This window comes from Alphaproteobacteria bacterium (assembly GCA_033344895.1).
Classification (GTDB): domain Bacteria; phylum Pseudomonadota; class Alphaproteobacteria; order UBA8366; family Aestuariispiraceae; genus Pacificispira.
The window spans coordinates 2,261,879-2,283,603 of record JAWPMN010000001.1 but is presented as its reverse complement, the minus strand read 5'-3'; the positions used below and the strand labels follow the sequence as shown (position 1 = coordinate 2,283,603).

Here is a 21,725-nt window from a genome sequence, read left to right as displayed (position 1 = left end):
TTTGATGTTGCTGAGCTCGATTCGTAGAGAATCGGACACTCTAGGATTACTTCAGGCGATCTTTGACCGCCTTATTGACAGAACGGCGACCCAATTTGACCTTGGCAACCGAACGGCCATAGACGTCGCGAGCAACCGTATCAACGGAAACGGTTTCTCCCTCAATCATCGACTTCAATGCCTTGGTCGCAGCAGCACCGCCACGGGTTCCCTTTTCCGGAGCATCCACATTAGCAAGGCGGATAGGGCGTTTACGGCTGGCGGTTTCAAAAGTGTCACCATCAATCACACGGGTTACTCGTTCTTTTCGAGCCATGTTTGTTCCTTTCACTGAACAATCTTGTTTCACAAAATTCTGCCACCACATTAATAAAAGTAATGTTGTAGCGAACCTTGGCGAATCTATGTCGGCCAGTGACGCTTGTCAAGGATTAGAAATAACGCTATACCGAACCTGCGGTTTTTGGCGAATAATGGGAGGAATAATGCCTACGCCACTCGGAGAAAGGATTCGAGAACAACGCCTGAAAAAAGGGCTGACTCTTGAACAGCTTGCTGGAGCGATTGGATCTGGCAAAAGTTACATGTGGGAGCTTGAAAACAAAGACTCTGCTCGCCCGTCGGCAGAAAAACTACAAGCCATTGCACAGGCCTTAGACACCACGATGGAATACCTTTTGGCCTCAGAAAATGTGTCTGAAATTGATGCGTCTGATCAGGAGTTTTTCCGCAAATACAGAGGAATGCCGGACAAGACAAAACAAAAGCTCAAGCGCATGCTGGAGCTCCTAGATGAAGACGAGGATGAATGACCGATACCATCGGAAACTCCCCCGCGAAGGTTGCCATCGATTTATCCAACATGCTCGACATGGTTTTGGGCCAAGAGCGATTCCCAGTGGATGTCGGGGAATTGGCTATGGAGAGATCCAAAAACCACGAAGATCCTATCACCAAGGTTGTCGGCGGTGACTTGGAAGGCTTCGAGGGCATGCTGCGGCACCATAAGAAAAAAGCCGAATGGCACATCATCCACAATACGAATACAGAATATCCAGGTCGTGAACGGTTTACATTGGCTCACGAATTTGGCCACTACCTTCTTCACCGTAAGCCATTATCTGCATCTGACTTTGCGGACAAGGTCATCTCACCTGAAGCGCAGCAAGAATTTTCCTGCACGCCTTTGGAAAGGAATCTCTGGGGCAAAAGTCATCAAATCCAGGAAGAGGAAGCGGATACTTTCGCTTCTTATCTTTTGATGCCTATGAACGATTATCGCCAACAGGTCGATGGCGAAGAGATTACGATTGAATTGCTTGGCCACATAACTGACCGGTATGGCGTATCTTTGACTGCAGCCATTCGAAAGTGGATCGACTTCACCCATATGCGGGCTGCCATGGTGGTGGCCAGAGATGGCTATGCCCTGTGGGGACGTGCCAGCCAAGCAGCCCTCAAAACGGGGGTCTTCATTAAGTCAGGGATGCCGATTCCTAATGGATCCATAGCAGGTCAAGGGCCGGAAGCCCAGAATGGCGAGACCAATAAAGCTATTCAGCTGCCAAACGACATATGGCGTTTTCCACGCGTCAACGAACCCGTGGAGGAATTAACCGTATTTTCCAACAGGCTTGGGCAGTCAATTTCATTATTGATGTTCAATGATGCTCCTTCCGACCTATTAGATGACGATCCACGGGATTGGGACACCTATGACCAATTTGTAGCTGGGGGCCAGGTATGAGGTTTCCCTTCTTCGTCTTAACGTCGGCTTTCGCACTGATTATCTCTGCTCCTATCCATGCTGACGAAATCACGGGCCAAGCATCGGTAATTGATGGCGACACAATCGAAATCCATGGTCAGCGGATCCGGCTTCACGGAATCGACGCGCCCGAGAGCAGACAGCTATGCGAACAAGACGGGCAAAAATACAGATGTGGTCAGAAGGCTTCTCTGGCGCTTGCCGATAAAAACTTTGATATCCTTGCAGCCGTTTTGTTCACGGAGGAATTTTCTGTCATGCGGGCGGCATTGATCCCTCATGCCCTTGCAGCTGAAAGGGCTTCATACGTCAAAGCAACAAACAGTTGGCGTTTCCTGCTTACTGACGACATTTGGTCATGCGAAGGCGTGGTTGATGTAACCGAAAAAATTATTGAAGCGGCGAAATAGCATGGTGATAGGACAAAAACATCACCGAGACGACGTAGATGTCCAAACGGCAGTCAAAAACCTTTTCGTCGGCAGTGCGCCTGAAAAAATGGAGAATTTGAAGATCTATGGAATTTATTGGCCCCCTCATTCCAACTTGTCGATGACAACCATCCCGATGGACGTTTCATCATGGATGCTGGGGCTTTTAGATACATAGTTTTTAACCATAGAGCCCTGCGAGCTTTTTGGTTCTCTGGTTATATAGCATGGGAAGGTTATCGGCTTGTCGCGGAAAATCCTGTTGTGGAATTAGACCACCTTGATCAGTTTCAAAAAATGCTCGCATCATTTGATGCAGTGATCACAAGCGACAATCCGGATTTAGAACCGTTGCCGTTTGGCGTGGCAGAACCAGGAAATTATGCAGATCGAAATAGCAATCCACAAAGCCGGGCTGCCGGTGAAATCGCCACTATTTCTACTGCGTGGGCACTACTTCACGAGGTGCAGCATATAAAGCATCAGCAATCCGGAACCGGAGCAAATCAATCCGACCCAACACAACAGCGTCTCGAAGAATTTAGTTGCGACAAATTCGCTACCGAATTTCTGCTGGAAGGTGCGGAAACATATGCAAAAAGCCAAAAGGTAGATGTCGCTCTCGTAAACCAGAAACGCCGACTAGGGATATATTTTGCCCTATTTGCCCTCACGGTCTTGGCTAAGCATAAGTGGGAAGAATCAGAAACTCATCCGGCAGTGCAAGACCGGATTGATGCAGTATGCTCCATCATGTCCTCAAATAAGTCTGAAATAGCAGATGCTATGGCACACACGTCTTTTGCGGTTCTGCGCACACTTTGGCCAAATGCTCCTGGCGTGTTCCTTTAAAACCACGACATCACACCGTCTATCTGAATACGCAGTTTTTCGCTCCCGCATGATTCCATAGTGATTCCAGTGGCCCATTTCAGAACACACCCCAAGAATCAAAAAATCCCCTAACTCATTGAGTTAAGGGCTTTTTTTATGGTTGCGGGGGCAGGATTTGAACCTACGACCTTCAGGTTATGAGCCCTATGAAGCCCTATAAGCCTCAACAATCGCCAACATTTATTTATATGTTTTTCAATGCATTAACCGATACAGGCAGTTGAAGCTTGTTGACGATGATGGGCACATTTTGGTATTCAGTGTGCCCAGAATGTGCCCAGGCACATTCACGTCAGCCCTTCAGGTTTCCGCCCCGAGGTTCCGATGGCCACCATTCAAAAGCGTCAGCGCAAGAACGGCACCGTCTATCGGGCGATGGTGCGCATCAAAGGCTTTCCCGAACAGCAGAAGACCTTCAAGCGCCTGACCGACGCCAAGATGTGGGCGGAGCAAACCCAGGCGTCGATCCGCAAGGGCGAGTTTCAGAACATCGTCAAAACGGCCAACAACAAAACGCTGAAGGACGTGATCAAGCGCTATCGGGATGACGTGCTGCCCCATAGGGCCGCAACTACCCAGCGCGCGGCCAAGACCTATCTCGGCTTCTGGGACGATGCCCTCGGCGATTACGCGCTGTCCTATATCGAGCCGGAGTTGATCAGCGAGAAGCTCAAGGAGCTGGCCGATGGCGGCGATGGCCGGCGCAAGCTCGAAGAGGGCCAGCGCCCGAACAAGCCGAAGAGCCGCAAGACGTTGAAACACTATCGCGACACCCTGGCCGTGCTCTTCAAACACGCCAAGTCCTGGGGTTGGATGGCGAGCAACCCGATGGACGGGGTGACGCCCATCACCAAAATCAGGAACGAGCGGACGCGCTATCTCGATGATGACGAGCGCAAGGCACTGCTCGATGCCTGCAAGGCCAGCCCGAACAAGCAGCTCTACCCCATCGTTGTCTTTGCGCTCTCCACCGGCGCGCGGAAAAACGAAATCCTCCAGCTCACATTGGATGATGTTGATATCAAGCGCAGCGTTGCCGTCCTGCGCGATACCAAGAACGGCGAGACGCGGGCCGCACCCGTCGTCCATCACCTGAAGGAGCTGCTCGAAGAGCAGATCAAGACGGTGAAGGCCAAGTACGAAAAGATGGACACCAAGCCCCCTGCCCGCTGGCTGTTTCCCCGCAGCGACGGTCAGGCGCCGATCGATATTCGCACGGCGTGGGAGAATGCCCGCGACGGTGCCGGCCTGGTGGACTTCCGTTTCCATGACCTCAGGCACAGTACCGCGAGCTACCTCGCCATGAATGGCGCCAGCCAGTTGGAAATCGCCGAAGTCCTCGGCCACCGCACCCTGCAAATGGTGCGGCGCTACGCCCACCTGTCCGAAAGCCACGTCAAAGGCCTGGTGACAGAACTGAATGAACGGCTGTTTTAGGTGACCGGATAGAGGCGCGGGAACCACCAGTCCACGACTTCGTTCGGGAAGCCCAGGCGCACCGGACCGCGCTGGGTGTCAGAGACGAGCAAACCCTTATCCAGAAGAGCATTCAGGACACTCCGCCCCTGGCGCTCTTTGTAGCCTGTTATTTCCGCCGCGCGGCCTCGTTCAAACTCACCGGCATGGAGCGCCTCGCGCAAGAGCTGGTAACTGCCCTTCGGCAGGTCTTTCTTATGGATGGCATCGCCGGTGTAACGCTCAATGCGACGGATCAGCTCCGTGGGCTTGAGCATTTCCTCCATGAACTCCACCTGGTCGATGCAGGTCTCCAGAAAGAAGATGCAGAACTCATGCAGGGACTTGGAAGAGAGATTGCCGCGCCCGTCCAGGTCGCCCTGACGCGGATTGTCCGCCGCCATAAGGAGACGCTTGTAATCGCCAACGCGGCGCGCGAGGCCACGGGAGACCGACCACAGGCTGCTGCCCACGCCGATTTTCTTAAGGTAGGCGTGAGAGTGCATCCGGGCGACGCGCCCGTTGCCATCATAAAAGGGGTGAATCCAAAGCAAGCGATGATGTGACGCGGCAACTGCCACGACCTGACGCAAGCGAGACAACTTGTCCGGTGCGTAGACCTCCTCGAAACGCGCCAGGAAGCGCTCAATCGACTCCGCCGCCGGCGGCACATGCAGGCCCACCTGCACGTCACCATCCCGGAACTCTCCGGGTACGACCTTCACCTTCTCGCCGGTGTCCGGGTTTTCGACCCAAAGCAAATCTTCGGGCAAGCGGCTACAAAACTCCCTGTGCAGCCAGCGCACGAAATCGGCGCTGGCGACTTGCCAGGTCGCATCGTCAAAGTCGATGATCCGCTGAAGCTCGATATGGGCGCGCGCCTCCAATTGCAGGTCACGCTTCTTCGGATCGGCGGAATAATCGTTCTGCATCGCCCGCTCGATATCGCGCGGGTGGGTGTCATGGCCTTCGATCAGGTTGCTGTAGTAGCAGTTCATGGACCGCACCAGGTCCCCGATCGAGCGGCTTACGAGCGGGTTCACCTGGCCGGCCAGGGCACTGGCCTTCTCAACCAGCGTAACCGCTAGGTCTTCGAGCTCCGCCCGCCCCTGCTCGGGCATCATGGGCTCCATCGCAAAGACGCTGTCGTAATCTGCTGCCATTAATGCCGGTTCCTATTTTTTAATTTATTACACTATAGCATATGCTTATGACCACACGCCTTAATTTTTTGCCGGTAAAAATGCCGGTATGGCTGCCGGTTGCGCCAAACGGCGAAATCCGCCGGATTATTGAATTTTCAGCCGTTTCCGGCTAGATTGTTCGGACCTCCTTCTCCTTTTCAACCAATACCGTCTAAAGGAGAGTAGTCCCGTGGTGGATTACACGGAGCTTCGGACGGTCAAGCAATTGGCCGAAGAAGCGAGCTTTGTGACGGAGGCAAAATTGCGCTGGTGGATATTCCATGCCGACTCCAACGGCTTAAATGCAGCGCTGATCAAAGTCGGAGGTCGGGTCTATATCGACCGCCGACAATTCAACCGGTGGCTGGAGGGCCAAAGACTGGCCTCGGTCCCGGAAGCCCAGACGGCCTAGCCGTCAAGGCGAACAGACAACGCCCCGCTTCGGCGGGGCGTTCTTTTTGGATCAGGTACAACTTCAAAGAATGGGCGCTAAGATCAACATAAACCGGCTGCGTAACCCCGTATCTTGAATTTCTTGGTCAAACACGCCTAAGTGGTGTAAAGTGGTGCAATTAACCGGCAAGGCGGCCCTAATGGCAAGGCCTAAGAGTAACAAGCGCAGCGTGCGCCTTTCTGTGACGCTGGATGAACGGGATCACAAGGCCGTTAAAAAGATGGCGGATTCCTTGGACCTGTCTACTGCGTGGATTGTGCGTCGTGCCGTTTCCGAGTTTGTAGAAAGGCACAACAAAAAGGATACGGCGCCGTTTGGGAATCCGGACGGCCAAGCTGTGTAGAAGAGAAGGGGGGGAACGGTGTCAGGCAACGCGATGCAACCTGTGTCCGTACCAACGGGATCAGCGACCGCCGCTGCCTTAAAGGCATTGTCGCACATCCGCCCACTCTACTTCTTACCTACCGACCCTCTGGTTGATGAGGTCCTAATTCCGGGATTCAGAGCCGCCCGTCGAGTAGATTGCATGGTCGGCTTTTTTTCTAGCGCTGTACTTGCCGACTTAGCACCAGGTTTGGCGACGTTTATTGAGCAATCCAATGAAAGCTTCCGCCTAATCATTAGCCCGCTGCTCCGCCAAGAGGACTTAGCCGCAATAGAAGCGGGAACACAGAGTCCGGAAGACGTTGCAGCAGAAATATTCGACACGATAGTCGTGACTGAAGACCTCCTCCAGCAGCATACGCTGAAGTGCCTCTCTTACCTCCTTCGTGTCGGCCGGTTGCAGCTTCAAATAGCCCTAATGAAGGATGCGCTATTCCATCCAAAAGTCTGGCTGTTTCACTCTGGTGAAGACGTGTTGGCGGCGCACGGGTCAAGCAATGTGACCTATGCCGGCATTAAGAAAAACATCGAGCAGATTGCAATCTCGAAATCTTGGGACGACCCCAATCAACGGTACATCACTGAAAAATTGGATTATCAATTTCGCCGGCTGTGGGAGAACAAAGAAGACAATTGCCTCGTCATTCCTGCGCCTAAGGCAGTAGAGGAAAAGTTACTAAAGACCTATCAGTCGGAAACCCCACCCACAGAAGGAGACCTTCAAGCCCTATATGATCGGGCAAGCGGGCTTTCTGAAGAACAGGCGCCCTACGAGATTCCGATACTCCCGACAGGCAATTTCTCAATTCCTACCAATCTCCGATATGAAGATGGCCCGTTTGCGCATCAAGGCAAAGCGGTCAGCGCATGGTGCGAGGCGGGCTTCCGTGGCGTCCTTGAAATGGCAACGGGATCGGGCAAGACAATCACGTCAATGATTGCTGCCTTCCGGCTCTATGAAAACCATCAGCCGCTATTGATTGTGGTAGCCGCCCCTTACGTGCCGCTGATCGAACAGTGGTGCGATGAAATCGCACCCTTCGGTCTGAAACCAACAAATCTCACGACTTTCTCCGGACATCAGAGGCGAGCCAATGAACTACAGCGAATCAAACGGCGGCTGCGCACCGGCATCTCAAAAGCTGAGGCCGTGGTAATCAGTCACGACACTCTTTGCACTTCTGCATTCCTGGAGGTCATAGAATCCTTTGATTGTGCGAAGCTCCTAATCGCCGACGAAGCGCATAACTTAGGCAGTCCTTCATTCACCAATAATCCGCCTGAATTTTTTGAATACCGATTGGCCCTTTCGGCCACTCCAATCCGTCAATATGACCAAGAAGGCACAGATGCTCTTTTCTCATTCTTTGGCGAACCGGTATTTCAATTCACATTAGAAGAAGCAATCGGCCACTGTTTGGTAGAGTACGACTATTACGTTCATCCAGTTTACCTTACGTCCGATGAAATGGAGGATTGGTACGATCTCACGGCCAAGATCAAACAGAACGCCTGGCGCAATGACAACGGTAAGCCTGACGAATTTCTCTCGAAGTTGCTCCGAGATCGGCGCGCTCTGCTCGAAACAGCCGAAGGAAAGCTAACCACCTTGTCAGCTTTGCTTGCCAAGGAAAATCTCCAAGCGTTGCGGCATACGCTTATTTACGCCACAGACAAAGCGCCAGCACAGTTGGAAGCAGTGAATAGGCTATTGCGAGATAAAGGTGTTCTGTTTCACCAGCTCACCGCTGAGGAAACCAGCAATCGCGACCAAACGAAGCGGATTATTCGGTCGTTCCAGGACGGCGAAATCCAAGTCCTGACAGCTAAACGCGTTCTCGATGAGGGTGTCAACATCCCTCAGATATGTCGAGCATTCGTCCTCGCAAGCACTACGGTAGAGCGACAGTGGATTCAACGCCGTGGCCGCTTGCTGCGTACATGCAGCGCAATCGGCAAAACTTACAGTACCATTCACGATTTTCTTGCCCTGCCACCGGGACTAGAAGAAGGTCTTGATGAAGATGCCCGTGGGTTGGTGCGATCGGAACTCAAGAGAGCACAGGAATTTGCTCGATTGGCACGCAATGCAGGTAGGCCCGACGGACCCCTGGCGGTTCTCGACAAGCTCGCCGATGCTGCATTTTTATAAGGGGGGATCAGGTCGATGCCGTTGAATGACAAAAAAATCATTTCAATTATCCTAGAACAATCTCAGGGGATTGAGGAGCGATGCGACGGCTATCGTGAGGAAGTCGTCGATGTCATCTCGGACGTGCTTGAATATGAGCGGCAGCATAGGGTCCAAGGCACTAGCATTCAGAAGAAAATAAACGACAAATGCAACGCGGCAGCTCGCTTCCTCACTGAAAAACGTGGGCAGGATTTTGTGGGGGATACTGACGCATGAAACTGCTTCGCGCTGAATTTCACAATTTCCGCCTTCTTCGAGACCTCGAGCTTCGCTTCTCAAGCGACGCCGAAAAGAATTTGACTGTTATCCGTGCAGCCAATGAGTCGGGAAAGACGACGATCCTTAACGCGCTTCAATGGGCGCTATACGGCGACACCGCTCTTCCCGGAAAGGGAGACGGTTTCCGTCTGCACCCTATAGACTGGGAAGAATCAGACGGAAAGCGGGTTCCGATCACGGCAACTGTCGAGTTCGAAGTGACCACCGTCCGCCGTGGCCCCAGCGGTCTTCACGAAACTCGGCGGCAGTATCGGATCGTCCGATCAACCTATGAGGAAATCGACAGCGATGCGCGCCGGTCCCCGTCCACGGTGAAACTCTTTGCGCTGAACGATACAGGCGCCTCACCGATTGACGCGCCTGAAGCTCTTATCAATGAGGAATTGCCACCAGAGCTTCGGGACGTGTTTTTCACCGATGGAGATAGAGCGCTGAGTTTCATTGAAGCTGAAGTTGCGCTCTCTACAAAGCGTGAACGTGTGCAGCGTGCAATACGGTCACTGCTTGGACTTGGGGTAATTGAAGACGCCATCAAACACGTCAAAAAAGCTGCGGCGGATGTAAACAAGCAGGCCAAGCAGGTCGGGGCCGGAGGGGAGCTAAACAAGATCGCTTCCCGGCTTGAGATGATTGATGACGAGGCATCGAAGCTCGAAACCGATTTGGAAGATGCGAAACAGCAGTTCGCTGCATTTGATGAGAAGGTTGAAGAGACTGACAAGAAGATCGCGGCCGCTTTACAAAAGGGCGACAAAGAGCAACTCAAGAAGGACCTCGATGCGGCCAAAAAGAAGATTAAGCAGCTTGATGATCAACTTGCCGCCGCAAACAAGGAACATGCCGCGCTTTTTCGTAGCCGCTCCCTTGCTACGGACCTATTGGCTCCAGTGTTGCAGCAGGCATTCGACAAGCTCGAAGAGCTCCACGATCAGGGGAAAATACCGAATACGACGGTTCCGGTCCTTGAAGATCGCCTAACCGCCGAAGTCTGCATCTGCGGAGAGACGCTTGCACCGGATGACCCTGACGGGCATCGGCGCCGATCTCATATCCAGAAGCTCATTGATGACAGCCAAAAGGCCGATGCCATCCAAGAAACAATAACAAGCCTTTACTTCGGTGCTCGTCCGCAGCAATCCGGAGGAAATGAAGAGCGGTGGTTAGAAGACTATGAGAAAGTCGTCAAAAGCCGTGACGGGCTTCAAATCCTCCGCGATGACGCAGGCCGAGAATTCCGGGCACTAGAGCTGCAACTCGACTCGCTGCCGGACACCGACATCCAGGGCCTTCGGGAAACGCGGCGACACTATAAGGACCAACGTGATCGCTATCTATCGAAGCGCACGGAGATCGAAACGAAGCTTGCCGGCCTTCAGCGAGATCGTGAGGGACTAACCCAAGAACGTGACCGGCTGCTGAGAGAACAGAAGAAAGGCGCCCGTATCATTGCCGAACTGGAAGTTACCCAAGATGTCACACAGGTACTCCAGAGCGCCTACGACCGCATCACTAATGAAGAGCTGCACAAAGTCAGCCAGCTTATGAATGACATCTTCCTGGAAATGATAGGCGCTGACCCTGAACAGGGGGCAATCATCCGTCGTGCGGAAATCAGCACCGAATTCGACATCATCGTTTACGGCCCAAATGACCGTACCCTGAATCCAGATCGAGACCTAAATGGTGCATCCCGCCGGGCGCTTACTTTAGCGTTTATTCTCGCCCTCACGAAGGTCAGTGAAGTTGAGGCGCCCAATGTCATCGATACCCCGTTGGGTATGACTAGTGGCTATGTAAAACGCTCCATCCTCAGAACGGCCGTGCGTGAAAGCGCACAGCTCATTCTGTTCCTGACCCACGATGAAATCGCTGGCTGCGAAGAGATCATCGACGAAGCCGCAGGCGTGGTGCTGACGCTCACCAACCCGGCGCACTATCCGAAGATGCTCGTAAACAATCCTGGCGTCACTGAACGGAAAGTCTTGCGGTGTGAATGCAACCACAGAAGCGAATGTCAGCTTTGCCAGCGCCGCACTGATGCTGACGTCCAATTAGAGATAGCATCGTAGGAGGCACTCATGGCTGATCGTTACTTCAACCCATTTCAGGCAATCGATATCAATGTCCCCATCGAATTTCATGAGGCGTTTGAACGATATTGCCAGAGAAGCGCCAATGCTATCATCGACCAAAGCCCCTTTCCTCGGATGGTTGACCTTTGGTTTACGGCGGTATGCATAGCCGCGCGCCTCGATCTAGAACCGGCTGACATCACCAAATACGAAACTAAGAAAATCATCGACGGCTCGATCTTCGGGAGCGATCCGTGGCGCGTTCACACGCTCATGCTGCTCGCCATCGGCAAAAGCGGTGACGTGCACATCGTTTCGGAGCCCCGTCGCATGATGTCCATAGCAAGCGGCCTCGCAGTCGCCGGCCTACCGAAGGTGATTGAGATGCTCAAAGACGGCGATGCCGACCCCATATGGAATCTGTCGGATGCCGTTGATGCCATTTTGAGGAAGCAGGCTGCCTAACGTCTAAATGATCTTGGCAGGCAGTTTCGCCAAATCGTTTCCAGTCTCCCTCTGGTATCTCTCTGTCAATGTAGCCTCAGTCATTTTTGAGGCGCCTACCATATAGAGCAAAATTTCGCGCAAGGTCACGTTGTGTGAATTTGAGATGGTCTTATTGCTTGAATCCCACATAAGGTTCACATATGGCGCCTTGCTTAGTGTTCTTGGCAACTTCGCTGCGAGTTTCACGGCCTCGTTGAGCGTCATGTCATGGGTCAATTTGGCAACAATGCGCGTAAAAATCTCCAGCCCTATAGGCCGGTAAATTGCGCTTCCCCCGTGATTGCCCCGATATTTTTTGACGATTTCTTCCGTATTCTCTGTCGAGAAAAACTCCCTTGCCTCCGGAACATACTTACCAAGGCACTCAAAATATTCCTTCGCGAGGCTAAAATAGGCCTCTAAGGCCTCGTCGTTCGGCCTCGACCTTTGTAAATCTGCTTTGGTCTTCTTCAATTCAGTTTTAGCGTTAGTAAATACGATGGTTAGGACATCGTATAGATTCCCGATTGTCGTCATGGCTACTGTATTTGAAGCTGGCATATTGTTCGACGCAACAAAGGCAACCTTGCTTCCATGAAATAGCTTCGTCTGTTCGATTAGCCTCCGCACGCTGATGGCCATAACATCATCCTCGTCTAAGGCAATAATATCGCCCTTCGACACTGGGCGTGCCGTCTTGTTTAAGGTGGTGAATAACCTCCTTGTTCTTTCAAGGCCTTTCTTTGTTTTCTCATGCGCGACAAAAATGACCGAAACTTCATCAAATGGATCTTGATCAAGGCCGTCTTTGATCGCCTTCTTAATCCCGGCAAGGCGATGCTGCCCATCAAGAGCAAATAGATTCTCATCACCCTGCAACGTCAGAAATCCAACAGAGGCGATGGTTTCATCCTGCAAATTTGAAAGCTCTTCTTCGCTATCTTTACTCTTGATATCTGTTAACGCATGCCAATTTGGCTGGCCACCATACGTAGCGACTACCAATGAATTAAAGAATCGTTCTTCTTGGCTATCCAGATATGCGGCAATCAGTGCGCTTCTTCCTCGCGTAAGCTGCCTTTGGATCATGTCGGACAAATGCTTATTGTTATGCACCTCTTCCGCATACCTGACCCGTTGTGCAAGCTCCTTTAGATTCATAAGACACGAGTAGTACACCCAACAGCCCATTACGCCGCGCAGGGCTGGTAGCACGATTCGCTCACACTTAGGTTTTGTCATTGGAATGCCCTCCTCTTTGCTTTCGTTCCGGCTTCCAGATCTCCTACTGAGAAGGGCGGCATTAAAGCGGTATTGAGTTGTTGCTCTATTTTCTTTAAGTCTTCCGAGGAGACATTCCCCTCAATCGGCGCGAAGAAGAATTTTAGCACTTCGTGCCAATCGCCAATCATTCTGGCAATTCTAGGTCGCTTTACGACTTTTTTTACGTTTAAATAGTCTCGATATCTGTCGCGCAGCGAGCGATCTGAGTCTCTGCCCGCGATGCCGATGTAGAGCACGTACCCATGTGGCGGAAGCACACCGCTTGGATGATGAACGGCAAAAGCATAAATTCCTCTTTTGTCGTCCGGTACTTTCTCAATTTCCTCCGGCCCATACTTAATCGATGTCCATGTCAATGCCGCGATGGCGTACTCACCAGCCAAAATATTTGATGGCGTCAATGTAACGGTCACATTGTACCTGCCAATTTCAGCGTGAGCCGCTTTGGCGAAATCGACAATTGCATCAAGGTTCATTGCGTGCCCTCAAAAGATGTTCATTTGTGGCACGCAAGACAGACCTTTGCCTGCCCGTACAGATCGTCGATATCTAGCGGCTCGCTATCAGGCCGCAATGGATTTGGCTGAACCTTGGAGCGACGGCGCGCCAAGCGCTGGGCGTGGTCCTGCCTGATTTGTTCCACTCGCTCGGGTTTTGATAGCTCTTCCAATGACTCGCCCTGGCTCCAAGTAAAGGGCGAACCATGCTCAACAGCGTTCTTTTCATACGCCTTCGCGTCCTCGAACGCCTCTGGATGCTCTTCCATCAATCGCACCCACTCGATCTTCTGCTGAAAGAAGCAGAACGTACAGCCGCTGCGGGTCCTCCAGGAATAGTACGTCGGAAGCCCTAATCCTGCTGCGTCGAGAATCTCAAGAACACCCGCTTTGTCGATGCCAGCGTCTTTAAAAGGGAGCTTCACAACGAGGTTCTCGTGTTTGGAGCTGTATCCTTCTCGGTATTCTTCATCGCCTCTAATGGCCACGTAACTGAATACCTTTATGCCTTCGTCGAGCATCGGGCGAAGCCAGCGCTCGAACGGACGTAGCTTTAACTGCCTGGTACACCAACGAGTCTGCGGAGACGGCAGGAAGTCGTTGTACTGCTTGAGCCAGAAATCGAAATCGCGATCCGGATTGAGCCGGAGGATCGGCTTACCCAGGAACCCTTCCAGACGGCCAAGGTACTCATAGACTTCCGGTAGCTCTTTACCTGTGTCGGTAAAGAAGTATTCGATATCAAGTTCTGGATGGTGCTGACGCATGTAGACGGCCAACGCCGCGCTGTCCCGGCCACCGGATAAGCCAAGTACGTGCTTTTCTGCTGCTGCCATTACGAGGAAGCCTGCCGCTTGGACTTAGACTTGGGTTGCGGCGGCTCCGTCATGTAGTTCGCGCTGATTTCTGCCAATGCGGCGAGAATCAGATTGCGCTGCTTGATATCAGCCTGCTCCAACGCCCCCGAAACGCGTGATATCAAATCTTTGACGGCAGCGCGATCGGTGTCAGCGACTTGGAACTCCTCATGTAGCGGCGCAGGTCGCCCGCCCTGCATGCCGATGACGACGGCGATACTCTGACGCTTATCCGGCCGGCCTTTCACGCGCGCAAAAGTCTCGGCCCGCAAGAACTGCTGGGAAAGGTCCGTCAGATCAACAGCCGCCCTATCTAGGTCAGGGTCCACCCAATCGCGGGGCGGCTTGTTCGCAGCTAGACTGGCTATGCCTTCAAAGCTCTCGTCGCTTCCGTTGAACTGTGACAAGCGGCCAACGAAGGCGTCTAAATGAAAGTCACCCGCGAGTTGCCGAATGTTCTCGGCCCGCTCTCGCAGTCCGGCAAGCGCTTGTGGCGCATTATTCACGACTTGGAGCTCCGCGAGCATCGTATCCCGAAGCTTGTGCAGCATCGACGGATAGGCTTGCGCAAGCTCACCTAGACCGTGACGCACTTCGGCAACGACTCGTTTAAGGTCGCTATCGCTCGCAAGCTCGCTTGTACCAACCACCGTGGGCAAATCGTCAAACAGGAACTGGTTTGGGTCTCGTGCGCGCTTAAAGAGGTCACGCACCTTGAGTGCGTTGTCTGAAAGACGCATCGTGCGCTTTGTCCATTGCGGGAGCTGTTCATAAATGCCGATCAAGCCCCGTGCGACATCAATGGGCTCTAGCTGGACGGCCCTGTTTCCAACGTCCAAATCTCGCACGATCTCAGCCATGCCAGATAAAAGCCGCTCGGACATTTTCGAAAGGTTCATCCACCGAAGTTGGATAATCGAAGCATCCTTGGCGAGATAATCCACGTCAACATCATCGAAGCGCGACCGGAATACACCTTCGCGATACACAGCAACGCTCTCGCGCTCCGCCAAGATGAATGCGACAGCTAAAATCGGCATTAGGCCATCTTTGATGCCAAATGGCGGTTCGCGCCAAACATCGTAAAGCTCTGAAACTTTAACAATGCGGCCTTGCTGAGACTTGACGAATTGCAAAGCTGCTTCCCAAGCAGGTGTTAGCCTGAAGAGGTCCGACTGGCCTCCACCTGGGGAACGGAATCCCCACGTTCCATTATCTAGTTCGGCATACAGCCCAGTTGCTTCCAATATTGAAGCAAACAAGCCGCCTTCTGCCGGAAACTTGTCGATCCCGAGTCGAGCTTCTCCCTCGTTGAGAACCATTCGACGAAGCAGAATATTCTGCGCAGAAATCGCACTCGCCGAGGGCTTTTGACGGTTTAGAAGTTCGTTGTGCAATCGTGGGCACTGAGAAAATCGGCGATCGGCGAGCTCAGAAGCCAAGCTATTCAGTTCCGCCTGCCGGTAAGTTTTCGGCTTGTGATGCTTTCGATACCAAAGCGCACCATCGAATGCACGGTGCAGCTCCATCTCTAGTTGCCCGGTAATTTCAGCGATTCTGGCTTCAACCTCGCGTCGGGCAACAACATCACCTGCCAGCTCTGGCCTGTCGTTCCGGACTATATCCAACGCAAGTAATTCGCGCGCAAGCGGTACAATAGCCCAGGAGCGTTTCGAAATGCCGACCACGACATCCCATCGATCGCTGTGACGTGCAGCTTCGCGACACAGGTCTGCCGCGACGGATTCACTCTCCCCATCACTCGGGATAGCTAAGAGAAACTGGCCGATAGCGCCGTCACGTGGCTCAAAGCGCGCGGCAAGCTCCGACACGTCCCGAACGGGGCAAATACTGACGTCAAACCAACGCATAGCTCCCGTGTCGTGGTAATGCCGCTTCGCAAGGACAGGCTGAAGACCAGCGAGGGCCTTAAGAGCAGGAAAGTCAATTTCATCAACCTCTTCAAGAGCCGACCCCACTGCTCCATCAATGTCAAAGTCGCTACCGGCGTATATCGCGTGCGCGTCGAGAAATTTCTTAAATATCGTAAATGACCACTTGCCAAGTTGCTCCAAAGCATCCTTCAGGGCCTTTTTTGATGTGTCTGGGAAGCATGCGTGCAGCAGTTCAAAGCTTGGAACGAGGCCTGAGCGTTCTTTAAAGAGGTCAATCAAAGCAATTGTCTTCAGCAACCGAATATGGAGTGCATCACCTCCAATTGCTTCGCACCTCTCAATTGCTTCCGCCGCCAGTGCCCAACGGTGTCCATCCGGTGATGAGAGAATAGATGACTCCAGGTTTGCACGCAGGTAATCCCAGAGTTGGTCTGGTCCGTAGACTTCAGCATCTGAAGTATGGTTGACAAAGTCCTGGAAGCCGTGCGGTTCCGCAGAATTCAAAAAGCCAAATATGCTACGTTGGTTCTGCCCAAATCTGCGCCGGGAGATGGGGCCAAGCAGGCAAGCCACAGCCGGGTGCAGTGGCCAACAATTTTCTAAAAGCAGTGCCAAATAGTCGGCAGCCTTCGGCTGGCCAGCACGCACCAAAGAAGCAACTAGCTGAGCCGCCTTGCTAGGCTTTGCTACCTTTCGGTCGGTCTCGATCGCTCGGGAAATGAGGTCGATCTGTTCTTCGCCAGCAGTGTTGACAGCAAGGTCGATGAACCGACCTTGAACCTTTGCCCACTCATCGCGCATTTCGCGCGAGAGCCGATGAGCATACTCCTCGAAAGCCTGATGGAGGACGCCGACGATCAACAAGCGACCATTGCTTCGGGACGCGAGTTCTGCGAGCTGCTGGAAGATATAGATATCAGCTCCTTCGTGCGCCGCCCCTTCCAGAAACTTGCCCATTTCATCAATGAAAATAACTAAGCCGCCGTGCGCCTTGGGGCTGAATGCCGCGCCTTCTGTCACAGCTTTGAGGAGCTGGCTTTCAGACCAGCCGCCTCTTGGCTGACGTGACACTAAACCAGCGTCGCTCAGCGCCTCACCGATGACTTGAACGGGGTGGTCGCGTCTTCCCACGACGGGGACAATGCGCCAGCCTTTGGTTCCTGTCGGCAAAGCTTTCCACAGAGAATCTGACACCTTCCTGCCAAAAACCTTAGCCGCATGCTCTTGAAGCTCGGCATTTCCGTTGAGAAGAGCGCTGAGCGCAACCACCAAGCTAGATTTGCCGCTGCCGTAGGGGCCGGTCCATGTGAACGCGCCTTGCCCGATCTCGGCCACATGCCTCGCCATAGCGAGTAAGACTTCGGCAGAGGTTTGAGGACAAACGAACCCCTCCAGGGCCTTCGGATCACCAAGATCAGTGTCAATGCGGATTGAACGCAGGAAGCGGCGAGCAATACGGACTCGGTCTTTCAGCAACATCACGCCGCCTCCTTTTCTATGGTTGCGGCGTAGTCGATATCAACATACGACAACGGCTCTGCGGTCTTCCGAACCGGATCCCGCACGACTTGTCTCAGGCCGGTGGCCTCCGACCACCGCAACGCGCCGTTGGTCACATCCTCAAGATCGGCAAGCCGGTCAGCTACGTCGTTTTCATCGAGAAGAAATACTCGCCCCGGCCCGCCTGGCTCGTGAGCAATTGCCTCAAACGAAAGCGTCGCCGTCGAAGAACGTCGCGACCAAAAATCAAGTAACGCATAGACGAAGGCACCGTTACCCAAGGTGGACTTCGGTCCGCGCACAAATCGGAAATTGTCACGTCCAGTGGCCTTTATCAGACCCAATTCAGTGAGAGGCGACTCAAGCGCGTCATCAAGGCCCGCATGTCCGCTCGGGCGCTGCGCGACGTAGGTCCGAATGAAGCAGGCAACGTCGTTCTTGATGGTCGCTCCAGCAACGCGCGACCACCCGCGATCGTTGGCAAGGCGGGTCAGACCTTTTATGAGATTTTCGCGTTGGAATGCTACTGCTGGAAAATGATTAAAAGCCCAGAACCATGTTGTTTTGGTCGGCAGCGCGGCTAATTTCCAGTGGATCAGCCACAACGTCGCCGGATGCTCCATGTACGGATCAACGCCGTCCGCGCCGAACAGCTTTCGACCAAGCTCCGTTGTCCTGATCATCTGCGAGCCTTGAGGCTCTTCCACGATGCCGGCGACGGTCGCCCAATGACGCATCGAGGCGACCATGTTCTTTCCGACACCAAAGCGCGCGATGGCGTCATCACCTAAAAATACACGTTTGTTGTCTTCGTCGCCTTCCGTTTCAGAAATCGCATCGTAAGCCTTCTTCAGCCACCCATAGCGAAGAGGAAAGGTCTCGTGACCCGAGAACTGATGCTTGTATTCTTGTTCGTGCAGTGGCCCTCGCGCCATCGATCCCCCTTTCGCCCTGGATGTCTCCTCCAGGTCGACAATAACGCAGCATATATGGTAGGGTCAATTAAAAGCTGGAGCAAACCTCCAGAGAGAGGGTGGAATAAGGCTGCCAAATATTGGCCTCCTCACGAGACTAGAGAATTGAAAACAAATGAAAATTGGCAACGCTTTATATTTTGATCATCAGGCCACCACGCCCTTGGACGCAAGGGTTTTGGATAAAATGCGGCCATACCTTGAAGATTCGTTTGGGAACCCACATTCGTCCGATCATAACTTTGGTTGGTGTGCGGCGCAGGCAGTGGACGATGCGTCGAGACAAGTCGCGCAGCTAATTGGCGCCGATAGCGATGAAATTGTCTTCACCTCAGGCGCAACCGAAGCGAACAACCTTGCGCTGTTAGGACTCGCGCGAAAGGCCGCGCGGGACACGCGACAAAACATTCTTCTCGGGACGAGCGAGCATAAGAGTGTCTTGGCGGTGGGGCATGTTTTGGAAAGTCAATTAGGATACAAGGTCAAGCACATCCCTGTTGATTGTCATGGGCATGTACTTTTGGATCAGTTATATGAAATAATAAATGATGATGTATTTTTTATTTCAATAATGGCTGTAAACAATGAAATAGGAACAATACAAAGATTAAAAACTATTTCAGATATTGCGCGTCAACATGGAGTTATATTTCATTGCGATGCGGCCCAAGCACCCTGCGCTACTGACCTATCCAAGATTACAGAGCATGTAGATTTATTGAGTCTGTCGGCTCACAAAATGTACGGGCCTAAGGGTATTGGAGCTCTGTATGCGCGCCGGGAATTGCAAAATTTAGTCGAGCCAATGATTTACGGAGGAGGTCAGCAGAACAATCTTCGTTCCGGGACTATACCAACTGCGTTATGTGTTGGGATGGGAACGGCCGCTGAACTAATGGCGTCACCACAAGCTCTAGCTGAGCGTTTGGCCATCGCAAATTTGCGCGACCAGTTTGTTGAAAAGCTCCAAAGCTTGCCGTGGCCGATAGAAATCAATGGACCGATGTTAGGGCGGGACCGCCATCCTGGGAACGCAAACCTTCGGTTCGATGGATTTTCTGCCCACGAGATTCTGGGCGCCCTTCAACCGCGTCTCGCTGCGTCAACGGGCTCTGCCTGCACGACCGGTATCCCTGAACCATCCCACGTCCTCATGGAAATCGGATTAACACCGGATCAGGCGGATTCGAGCATCCGATTTAGCATTGGACGCTTTACTACCAAACAAGACATTGAAGAGGCCGCTGAATTAGTCGCTGATGCACTCTCGCGAATTGCCAACGCTGGAATAGTGCAGACGGCCTAGCCGTCGAGGCAAACAGACAACGCCCCGCTTCGGCGGGGCGTTCTTTTTTGGATCAAGTACTCTCGAATTCGGGGCCGGAGAGCACTTCGACGCGGTGCTGGTCGAGCCATCGCTCGAATGCCGCTCGATCGACAAAGACCCGGCCGCCTACCCTCACCAGGCAGGCGTTGAAGCCATTTTTTTCTGCGTTGAAAATCCACCAGCGGATCATTGGCTCAGTGAACGCCGGGTTAGCCTCGCTCAGTTGCGAGACAGTCAGGATGTTCGTCATATCCATTCATGACTACCTCCATTTATATTATCTTCTATACAATTATAGATAGGTATTATAAATATATAATTCAATTTTTTTTGATTTTTGGTTTATTAATCTTTGAATATACTCTTATTCATTCGCTCCACGACTTTAGCCGTGTGCTGATCACTCAAGTGGGCATACCGCTTCACCATCTGAAGTGTCTTGTGCCCCAGCACCTCGGCAATCTCAGCCAGCGTCGCCCCATTCATGGCGAGATATGACGCCGCACTGTGGCGAAGGTCATGGAAGCGGAAGTCTTCCAGCTCAGCGTCCTCCATAGCCTTGTACCAATGCTTGCGGATTTCCATCGGCGCCAGGCCATCGGCGCGCGCAAAAACGTAGTCGGTTTTCGCTGCGTCCTTTTGCTTTTCCCGAAGTGCTTTCACAAGCTCCAGCGCATGATGCGCCAGCGGCAATGCGCGGCGGTCCTGGTTCTTGGTCTTTTCGAGCCGTGCAATGCCACGCTCAAGATCGATATCCCGCCATCGCAGGTGCATAATCTCGCTGTAGCGAGCGCCGGTCGAGAGGGCAATCACGACGACCGGGTAGAGATAGCTGCAATCACTTTTCTGACAGGCCTCGATTAATCTTTTGCGCTCGTCGTCATCCAGGAACCGCACTCTCGGCTGAGGAAGCGCGGGCTTCTTGACCTTTAGCATTGGATTGCTATCGATCCACTCCCATTCGTTGGCGGCTACCGAGAACACATGCGAGAGTGCCGCCATGTATCGAATGACTGTGGCCGGACTCTTCTTCCTGGGCTTCTTCTTCGAAGCAAATTTGTGATCTGAGTACCTAGCCTGTAGCAACCGGTCACGGCACTCGGCCAGAATTGAAGGAGAGATATCCTGGAGCGTGCGCTCGCCTATTTCTGTGCGCCACCACTTCAAGCACGTCTTCACCATATCCTGATTGCTGCTACGCTTCGGTAGTTCGTGGTCAAGGTACCGGTCGATCAGGTCCGCAATTGTTTTGTGCGCCGTTTCCTTAGCACCAAAGGCCCTGGCACGCTTGAGTTCTGCTTCTCGTTGTTGCGCCCAATCCCTTGCGTCAGTTTTTCGCTCGAACGTCTTGGACTCGGGTCGCCGCCCCTTTAGCCTTATCTTTGCTCTATATACAGTTAAACCGTTTCTACCTTTTCTCTCTTCAATAATAGCCATAAAATATTGAAACTCTTACTTTGTTTATTTACTTTCTTGGGACACTCTTGGGACACTCTTGGGACACTAGACTACAATATTTACCAATACTGCTCAATTTTTATTTACATTATTTCTTATTATCTATTTGTTATTATTTATGTTTGTCATTATGTAAAATGGTCAAATTTGGCCGATAAAAATTGGTAATGAGGAGGCCGGCAGTTCAATCCTGCCCACGAGCACCACCTTTCCAGAGATTTTCAGCAAGCCTTGGGACACTCTTGGGACACTAGATGCAAAACACCAAGAGCCAGAAAAATTCTTTTGTTGTCGAGTATTGTCGGACTTAAATGCCAATAAGAGCGGCATTT

At 52.5% G+C, this 21,725-nt stretch carries 20 protein-coding genes; 11 read left to right on the top strand and 9 right to left on the bottom strand.

Translation table 11 applies throughout. The annotated features are described in order from the left end of the window. Nucleotides 1-46: 46 nt before the first annotated feature. Nucleotides 47-316 (bottom strand): thermonuclease family protein, encoded by a 270-nt coding sequence (locus R8L07_11135; GenBank protein MDW3206078.1) that lies wholly within the window; start codon nucleotides 314-316, stop codon nucleotides 47-49. A gap of 169 nt (nucleotides 317-485) precedes the next feature. Between R8L07_11135 and R8L07_11130 the strand changes: the two genes are divergently transcribed. The 5 genes from R8L07_11130 (at nucleotide 486) to R8L07_11110 (ending at nucleotide 4,530) form a co-directional block, all read left to right on the top strand. After that, on the top strand, nucleotides 486-812 hold the full coding sequence (locus R8L07_11130; protein MDW3206077.1) for a helix-turn-helix transcriptional regulator: 327 nt from the start codon (nucleotides 486-488) through the stop codon (nucleotides 810-812). Next, on the top strand, nucleotides 809-1,747 hold the full coding sequence (locus R8L07_11125) for an ImmA/IrrE family metallo-endopeptidase (protein MDW3206076.1): 939 nt from the start codon (nucleotides 809-811) through the stop codon (nucleotides 1,745-1,747). The genes R8L07_11130 and R8L07_11125 overlap by 4 nt, the downstream gene beginning before the upstream one ends. Continuing rightward, on the top strand, nucleotides 1,744-2,178 hold the full coding sequence (locus R8L07_11120; protein MDW3206075.1) for a thermonuclease family protein: 435 nt from the start codon (nucleotides 1,744-1,746) through the stop codon (nucleotides 2,176-2,178). Before R8L07_11125 ends, R8L07_11120 begins: the two co-directional genes overlap by 4 nt. A gap of 171 nt (nucleotides 2,179-2,349) precedes the next feature. Then, the gene (locus R8L07_11115; GenBank protein MDW3206074.1) at nucleotides 2,350-3,051 is read left to right on the top strand and encodes a phage exclusion protein Lit family protein; all 702 of its coding nucleotides are present in this window, start codon (nucleotides 2,350-2,352) and stop codon (nucleotides 3,049-3,051) included. A 366-nt stretch (nucleotides 3,052-3,417) separates the two neighbouring features. Next, the gene (locus tag R8L07_11110) at nucleotides 3,418-4,530 is read left to right on the top strand and encodes a site-specific integrase (GenBank protein MDW3206073.1); all 1,113 of its coding nucleotides are present in this window, start codon (nucleotides 3,418-3,420) and stop codon (nucleotides 4,528-4,530) included. Here R8L07_11110 and R8L07_11105 read toward each other — a convergent pair. Beyond that, complete coding sequence (locus R8L07_11105; GenBank protein MDW3206072.1) at nucleotides 4,527-5,711, bottom strand: Fic family protein; 1,185 nt, start codon at nucleotides 5,709-5,711, stop codon at nucleotides 4,527-4,529. The two genes, R8L07_11110 and R8L07_11105, sit on opposite strands and share 4 nt — an antisense overlap. A gap of 211 nt (nucleotides 5,712-5,922) precedes the next feature. On the opposite strand from R8L07_11105, the gene R8L07_11100 reads away from it, so the two are divergent. From R8L07_11100 to R8L07_11080, 5 genes are all read left to right on the top strand, one after another. Further along, nucleotides 5,923-6,144, top strand: coding sequence for a DNA-binding protein (locus R8L07_11100; protein ID MDW3206071.1), 222 nt, complete (start codon nucleotides 5,923-5,925; stop codon nucleotides 6,142-6,144). A gap of 568 nt (nucleotides 6,145-6,712) precedes the next feature. Beyond that, nucleotides 6,713-8,722 carry a DEAD/DEAH box helicase family protein gene (locus R8L07_11095; protein MDW3206070.1) on the top strand — a complete coding sequence of 670 codons (2,010 nt, stop codon included), beginning with the start codon at nucleotides 6,713-6,715 and terminating at the stop codon, nucleotides 8,720-8,722. Between the two features lie 15 nt (nucleotides 8,723-8,737). After that, complete coding sequence (locus tag R8L07_11090; GenBank protein MDW3206069.1) at nucleotides 8,738-8,980, top strand: hypothetical protein; 243 nt, start codon at nucleotides 8,738-8,740, stop codon at nucleotides 8,978-8,980. Then, nucleotides 8,977-11,112, top strand: coding sequence for an AAA family ATPase (locus tag R8L07_11085; GenBank protein ID MDW3206068.1), 2,136 nt, complete (start codon nucleotides 8,977-8,979; stop codon nucleotides 11,110-11,112). The genes R8L07_11090 and R8L07_11085 overlap by 4 nt, the downstream gene beginning before the upstream one ends. Before the next feature lie 9 nt (nucleotides 11,113-11,121). Beyond that, a complete protein-coding gene (locus R8L07_11080) occupies nucleotides 11,122-11,580 on the top strand; it encodes a hypothetical protein (protein ID MDW3206067.1) in 459 nt (152 codons plus the stop codon). 3 nt (nucleotides 11,581-11,583) lie between these two features. Here R8L07_11080 and R8L07_11075 read toward each other — a convergent pair whose 3' ends face one another. Genes R8L07_11075 through R8L07_11055 form a run of 5 tightly spaced genes read right to left on the bottom strand, consistent with a single transcriptional unit; the run spans nucleotide 11,584 to nucleotide 18,569 of the window. Then, nucleotides 11,584-12,843 (bottom strand): DNA sulfur modification protein DndB, encoded by a 1,260-nt coding sequence (locus R8L07_11075; protein ID MDW3206066.1) that lies wholly within the window; start codon nucleotides 12,841-12,843, stop codon nucleotides 11,584-11,586. Further along, on the bottom strand, nucleotides 12,840-13,361 hold the full coding sequence (locus R8L07_11070) for a hypothetical protein (GenBank protein ID MDW3206065.1): 522 nt from the start codon (nucleotides 13,359-13,361) through the stop codon (nucleotides 12,840-12,842). Before R8L07_11070 ends, R8L07_11075 begins: the two co-directional genes overlap by 4 nt. 20 nt (nucleotides 13,362-13,381) lie before the next feature. Further along, complete coding sequence (locus R8L07_11065; protein ID MDW3206064.1) at nucleotides 13,382-14,218, bottom strand: phosphoadenosine phosphosulfate reductase family protein; 837 nt, start codon at nucleotides 14,216-14,218, stop codon at nucleotides 13,382-13,384. After that, nucleotides 14,218-17,613, bottom strand: a complete 3,396-nt coding sequence (locus tag R8L07_11060; GenBank protein MDW3206063.1) for an ATP-binding protein — start codon at nucleotides 17,611-17,613, stop codon at nucleotides 14,218-14,220. Before R8L07_11060 ends, R8L07_11065 begins: the two co-directional genes overlap by 1 nt. Beyond that, entirely contained in the window at nucleotides 17,613-18,569 is a 957-nt protein-coding gene (locus R8L07_11055; protein MDW3206062.1) for a DUF4007 family protein, read from the bottom strand. The genes R8L07_11060 and R8L07_11055 overlap by 1 nt, the downstream gene beginning before the upstream one ends. 154 nt (nucleotides 18,570-18,723) lie before the next feature. Here R8L07_11055 and R8L07_11050 point away from each other — a divergent pair, with 154 nt between their 5' ends. Continuing rightward, a complete protein-coding gene (locus tag R8L07_11050) occupies nucleotides 18,724-19,914 on the top strand; it encodes a cysteine desulfurase family protein (protein MDW3206061.1) in 1,191 nt (396 codons plus the stop codon). Between the two features lie 52 nt (nucleotides 19,915-19,966). Here the strand turns inward: R8L07_11050 and R8L07_11045 are convergent, their stop codons facing one another. Then, the gene (locus R8L07_11045) at nucleotides 19,967-20,191 is read right to left on the bottom strand and encodes a DNA-binding protein (protein MDW3206060.1); all 225 of its coding nucleotides are present in this window, start codon (nucleotides 20,189-20,191) and stop codon (nucleotides 19,967-19,969) included. Nucleotides 20,192-20,280: 89 nt separating this feature from the next. After that, the gene (locus R8L07_11040; protein MDW3206059.1) at nucleotides 20,281-21,372 is read right to left on the bottom strand and encodes a site-specific integrase; all 1,092 of its coding nucleotides are present in this window, start codon (nucleotides 21,370-21,372) and stop codon (nucleotides 20,281-20,283) included. Nucleotides 21,373-21,725 lie beyond the last annotated feature (353 nt).

Bases quoted from the DNA above. Each gene is read 5' to 3' on its own strand.
- R8L07_11135 (MDW3206078.1), bottom strand. From the start codon at position 316: ATGGCTCGAAAAGAACGAGTAACCCGTGTGATTGATGGTGACACTTTT.
- R8L07_11130 (MDW3206077.1), top strand. From the start codon at position 486: ATGCCTACGCCACTCGGAGAAAGGATTCGAGAACAACGCCTGAAAAAA.
- R8L07_11125 (MDW3206076.1), top strand. From the start codon at position 809: ATGACCGATACCATCGGAAACTCCCCCGCGAAGGTTGCCATCGATTTA.
- R8L07_11120 (MDW3206075.1), top strand. From the start codon at position 1,744: ATGAGGTTTCCCTTCTTCGTCTTAACGTCGGCTTTCGCACTGATTATC.
- R8L07_11115 (MDW3206074.1), top strand. From the start codon at position 2,350: ATGGATGCTGGGGCTTTTAGATACATAGTTTTTAACCATAGAGCCCTG.
- R8L07_11110 (MDW3206073.1), top strand. From the start codon at position 3,418: ATGGCCACCATTCAAAAGCGTCAGCGCAAGAACGGCACCGTCTATCGG.
- R8L07_11105 (MDW3206072.1), bottom strand. From the start codon at position 5,711: ATGGCAGCAGATTACGACAGCGTCTTTGCGATGGAGCCCATGATGCCC.
- R8L07_11095 (MDW3206070.1), top strand. From the start codon at position 6,713: ATGGTCGGCTTTTTTTCTAGCGCTGTACTTGCCGACTTAGCACCAGGT.
- R8L07_11090 (MDW3206069.1), top strand. From the start codon at position 8,738: ATGCCGTTGAATGACAAAAAAATCATTTCAATTATCCTAGAACAATCT.
- R8L07_11085 (MDW3206068.1), top strand. From the start codon at position 8,977: ATGAAACTGCTTCGCGCTGAATTTCACAATTTCCGCCTTCTTCGAGAC.
- R8L07_11080 (MDW3206067.1), top strand. From the start codon at position 11,122: ATGGCTGATCGTTACTTCAACCCATTTCAGGCAATCGATATCAATGTC.
- R8L07_11075 (MDW3206066.1), bottom strand. From the start codon at position 12,843: ATGACAAAACCTAAGTGTGAGCGAATCGTGCTACCAGCCCTGCGCGGC.
- R8L07_11070 (MDW3206065.1), bottom strand. From the start codon at position 13,361: ATGAACCTTGATGCAATTGTCGATTTCGCCAAAGCGGCTCACGCTGAA.
- R8L07_11065 (MDW3206064.1), bottom strand. From the start codon at position 14,218: ATGGCAGCAGCAGAAAAGCACGTACTTGGCTTATCCGGTGGCCGGGAC.
- R8L07_11060 (MDW3206063.1), bottom strand. From the start codon at position 17,613: ATGTTGCTGAAAGACCGAGTCCGTATTGCTCGCCGCTTCCTGCGTTCA.
- R8L07_11055 (MDW3206062.1), bottom strand. From the start codon at position 18,569: ATGGCGCGAGGGCCACTGCACGAACAAGAATACAAGCATCAGTTCTCG.
- R8L07_11050 (MDW3206061.1), top strand. From the start codon at position 18,724: ATGAAAATTGGCAACGCTTTATATTTTGATCATCAGGCCACCACGCCC.
- R8L07_11045 (MDW3206060.1), bottom strand. From the start codon at position 20,191: ATGGATATGACGAACATCCTGACTGTCTCGCAACTGAGCGAGGCTAAC.
- R8L07_11040 (MDW3206059.1), bottom strand. From the start codon at position 21,372: ATGGCTATTATTGAAGAGAGAAAAGGTAGAAACGGTTTAACTGTATAT.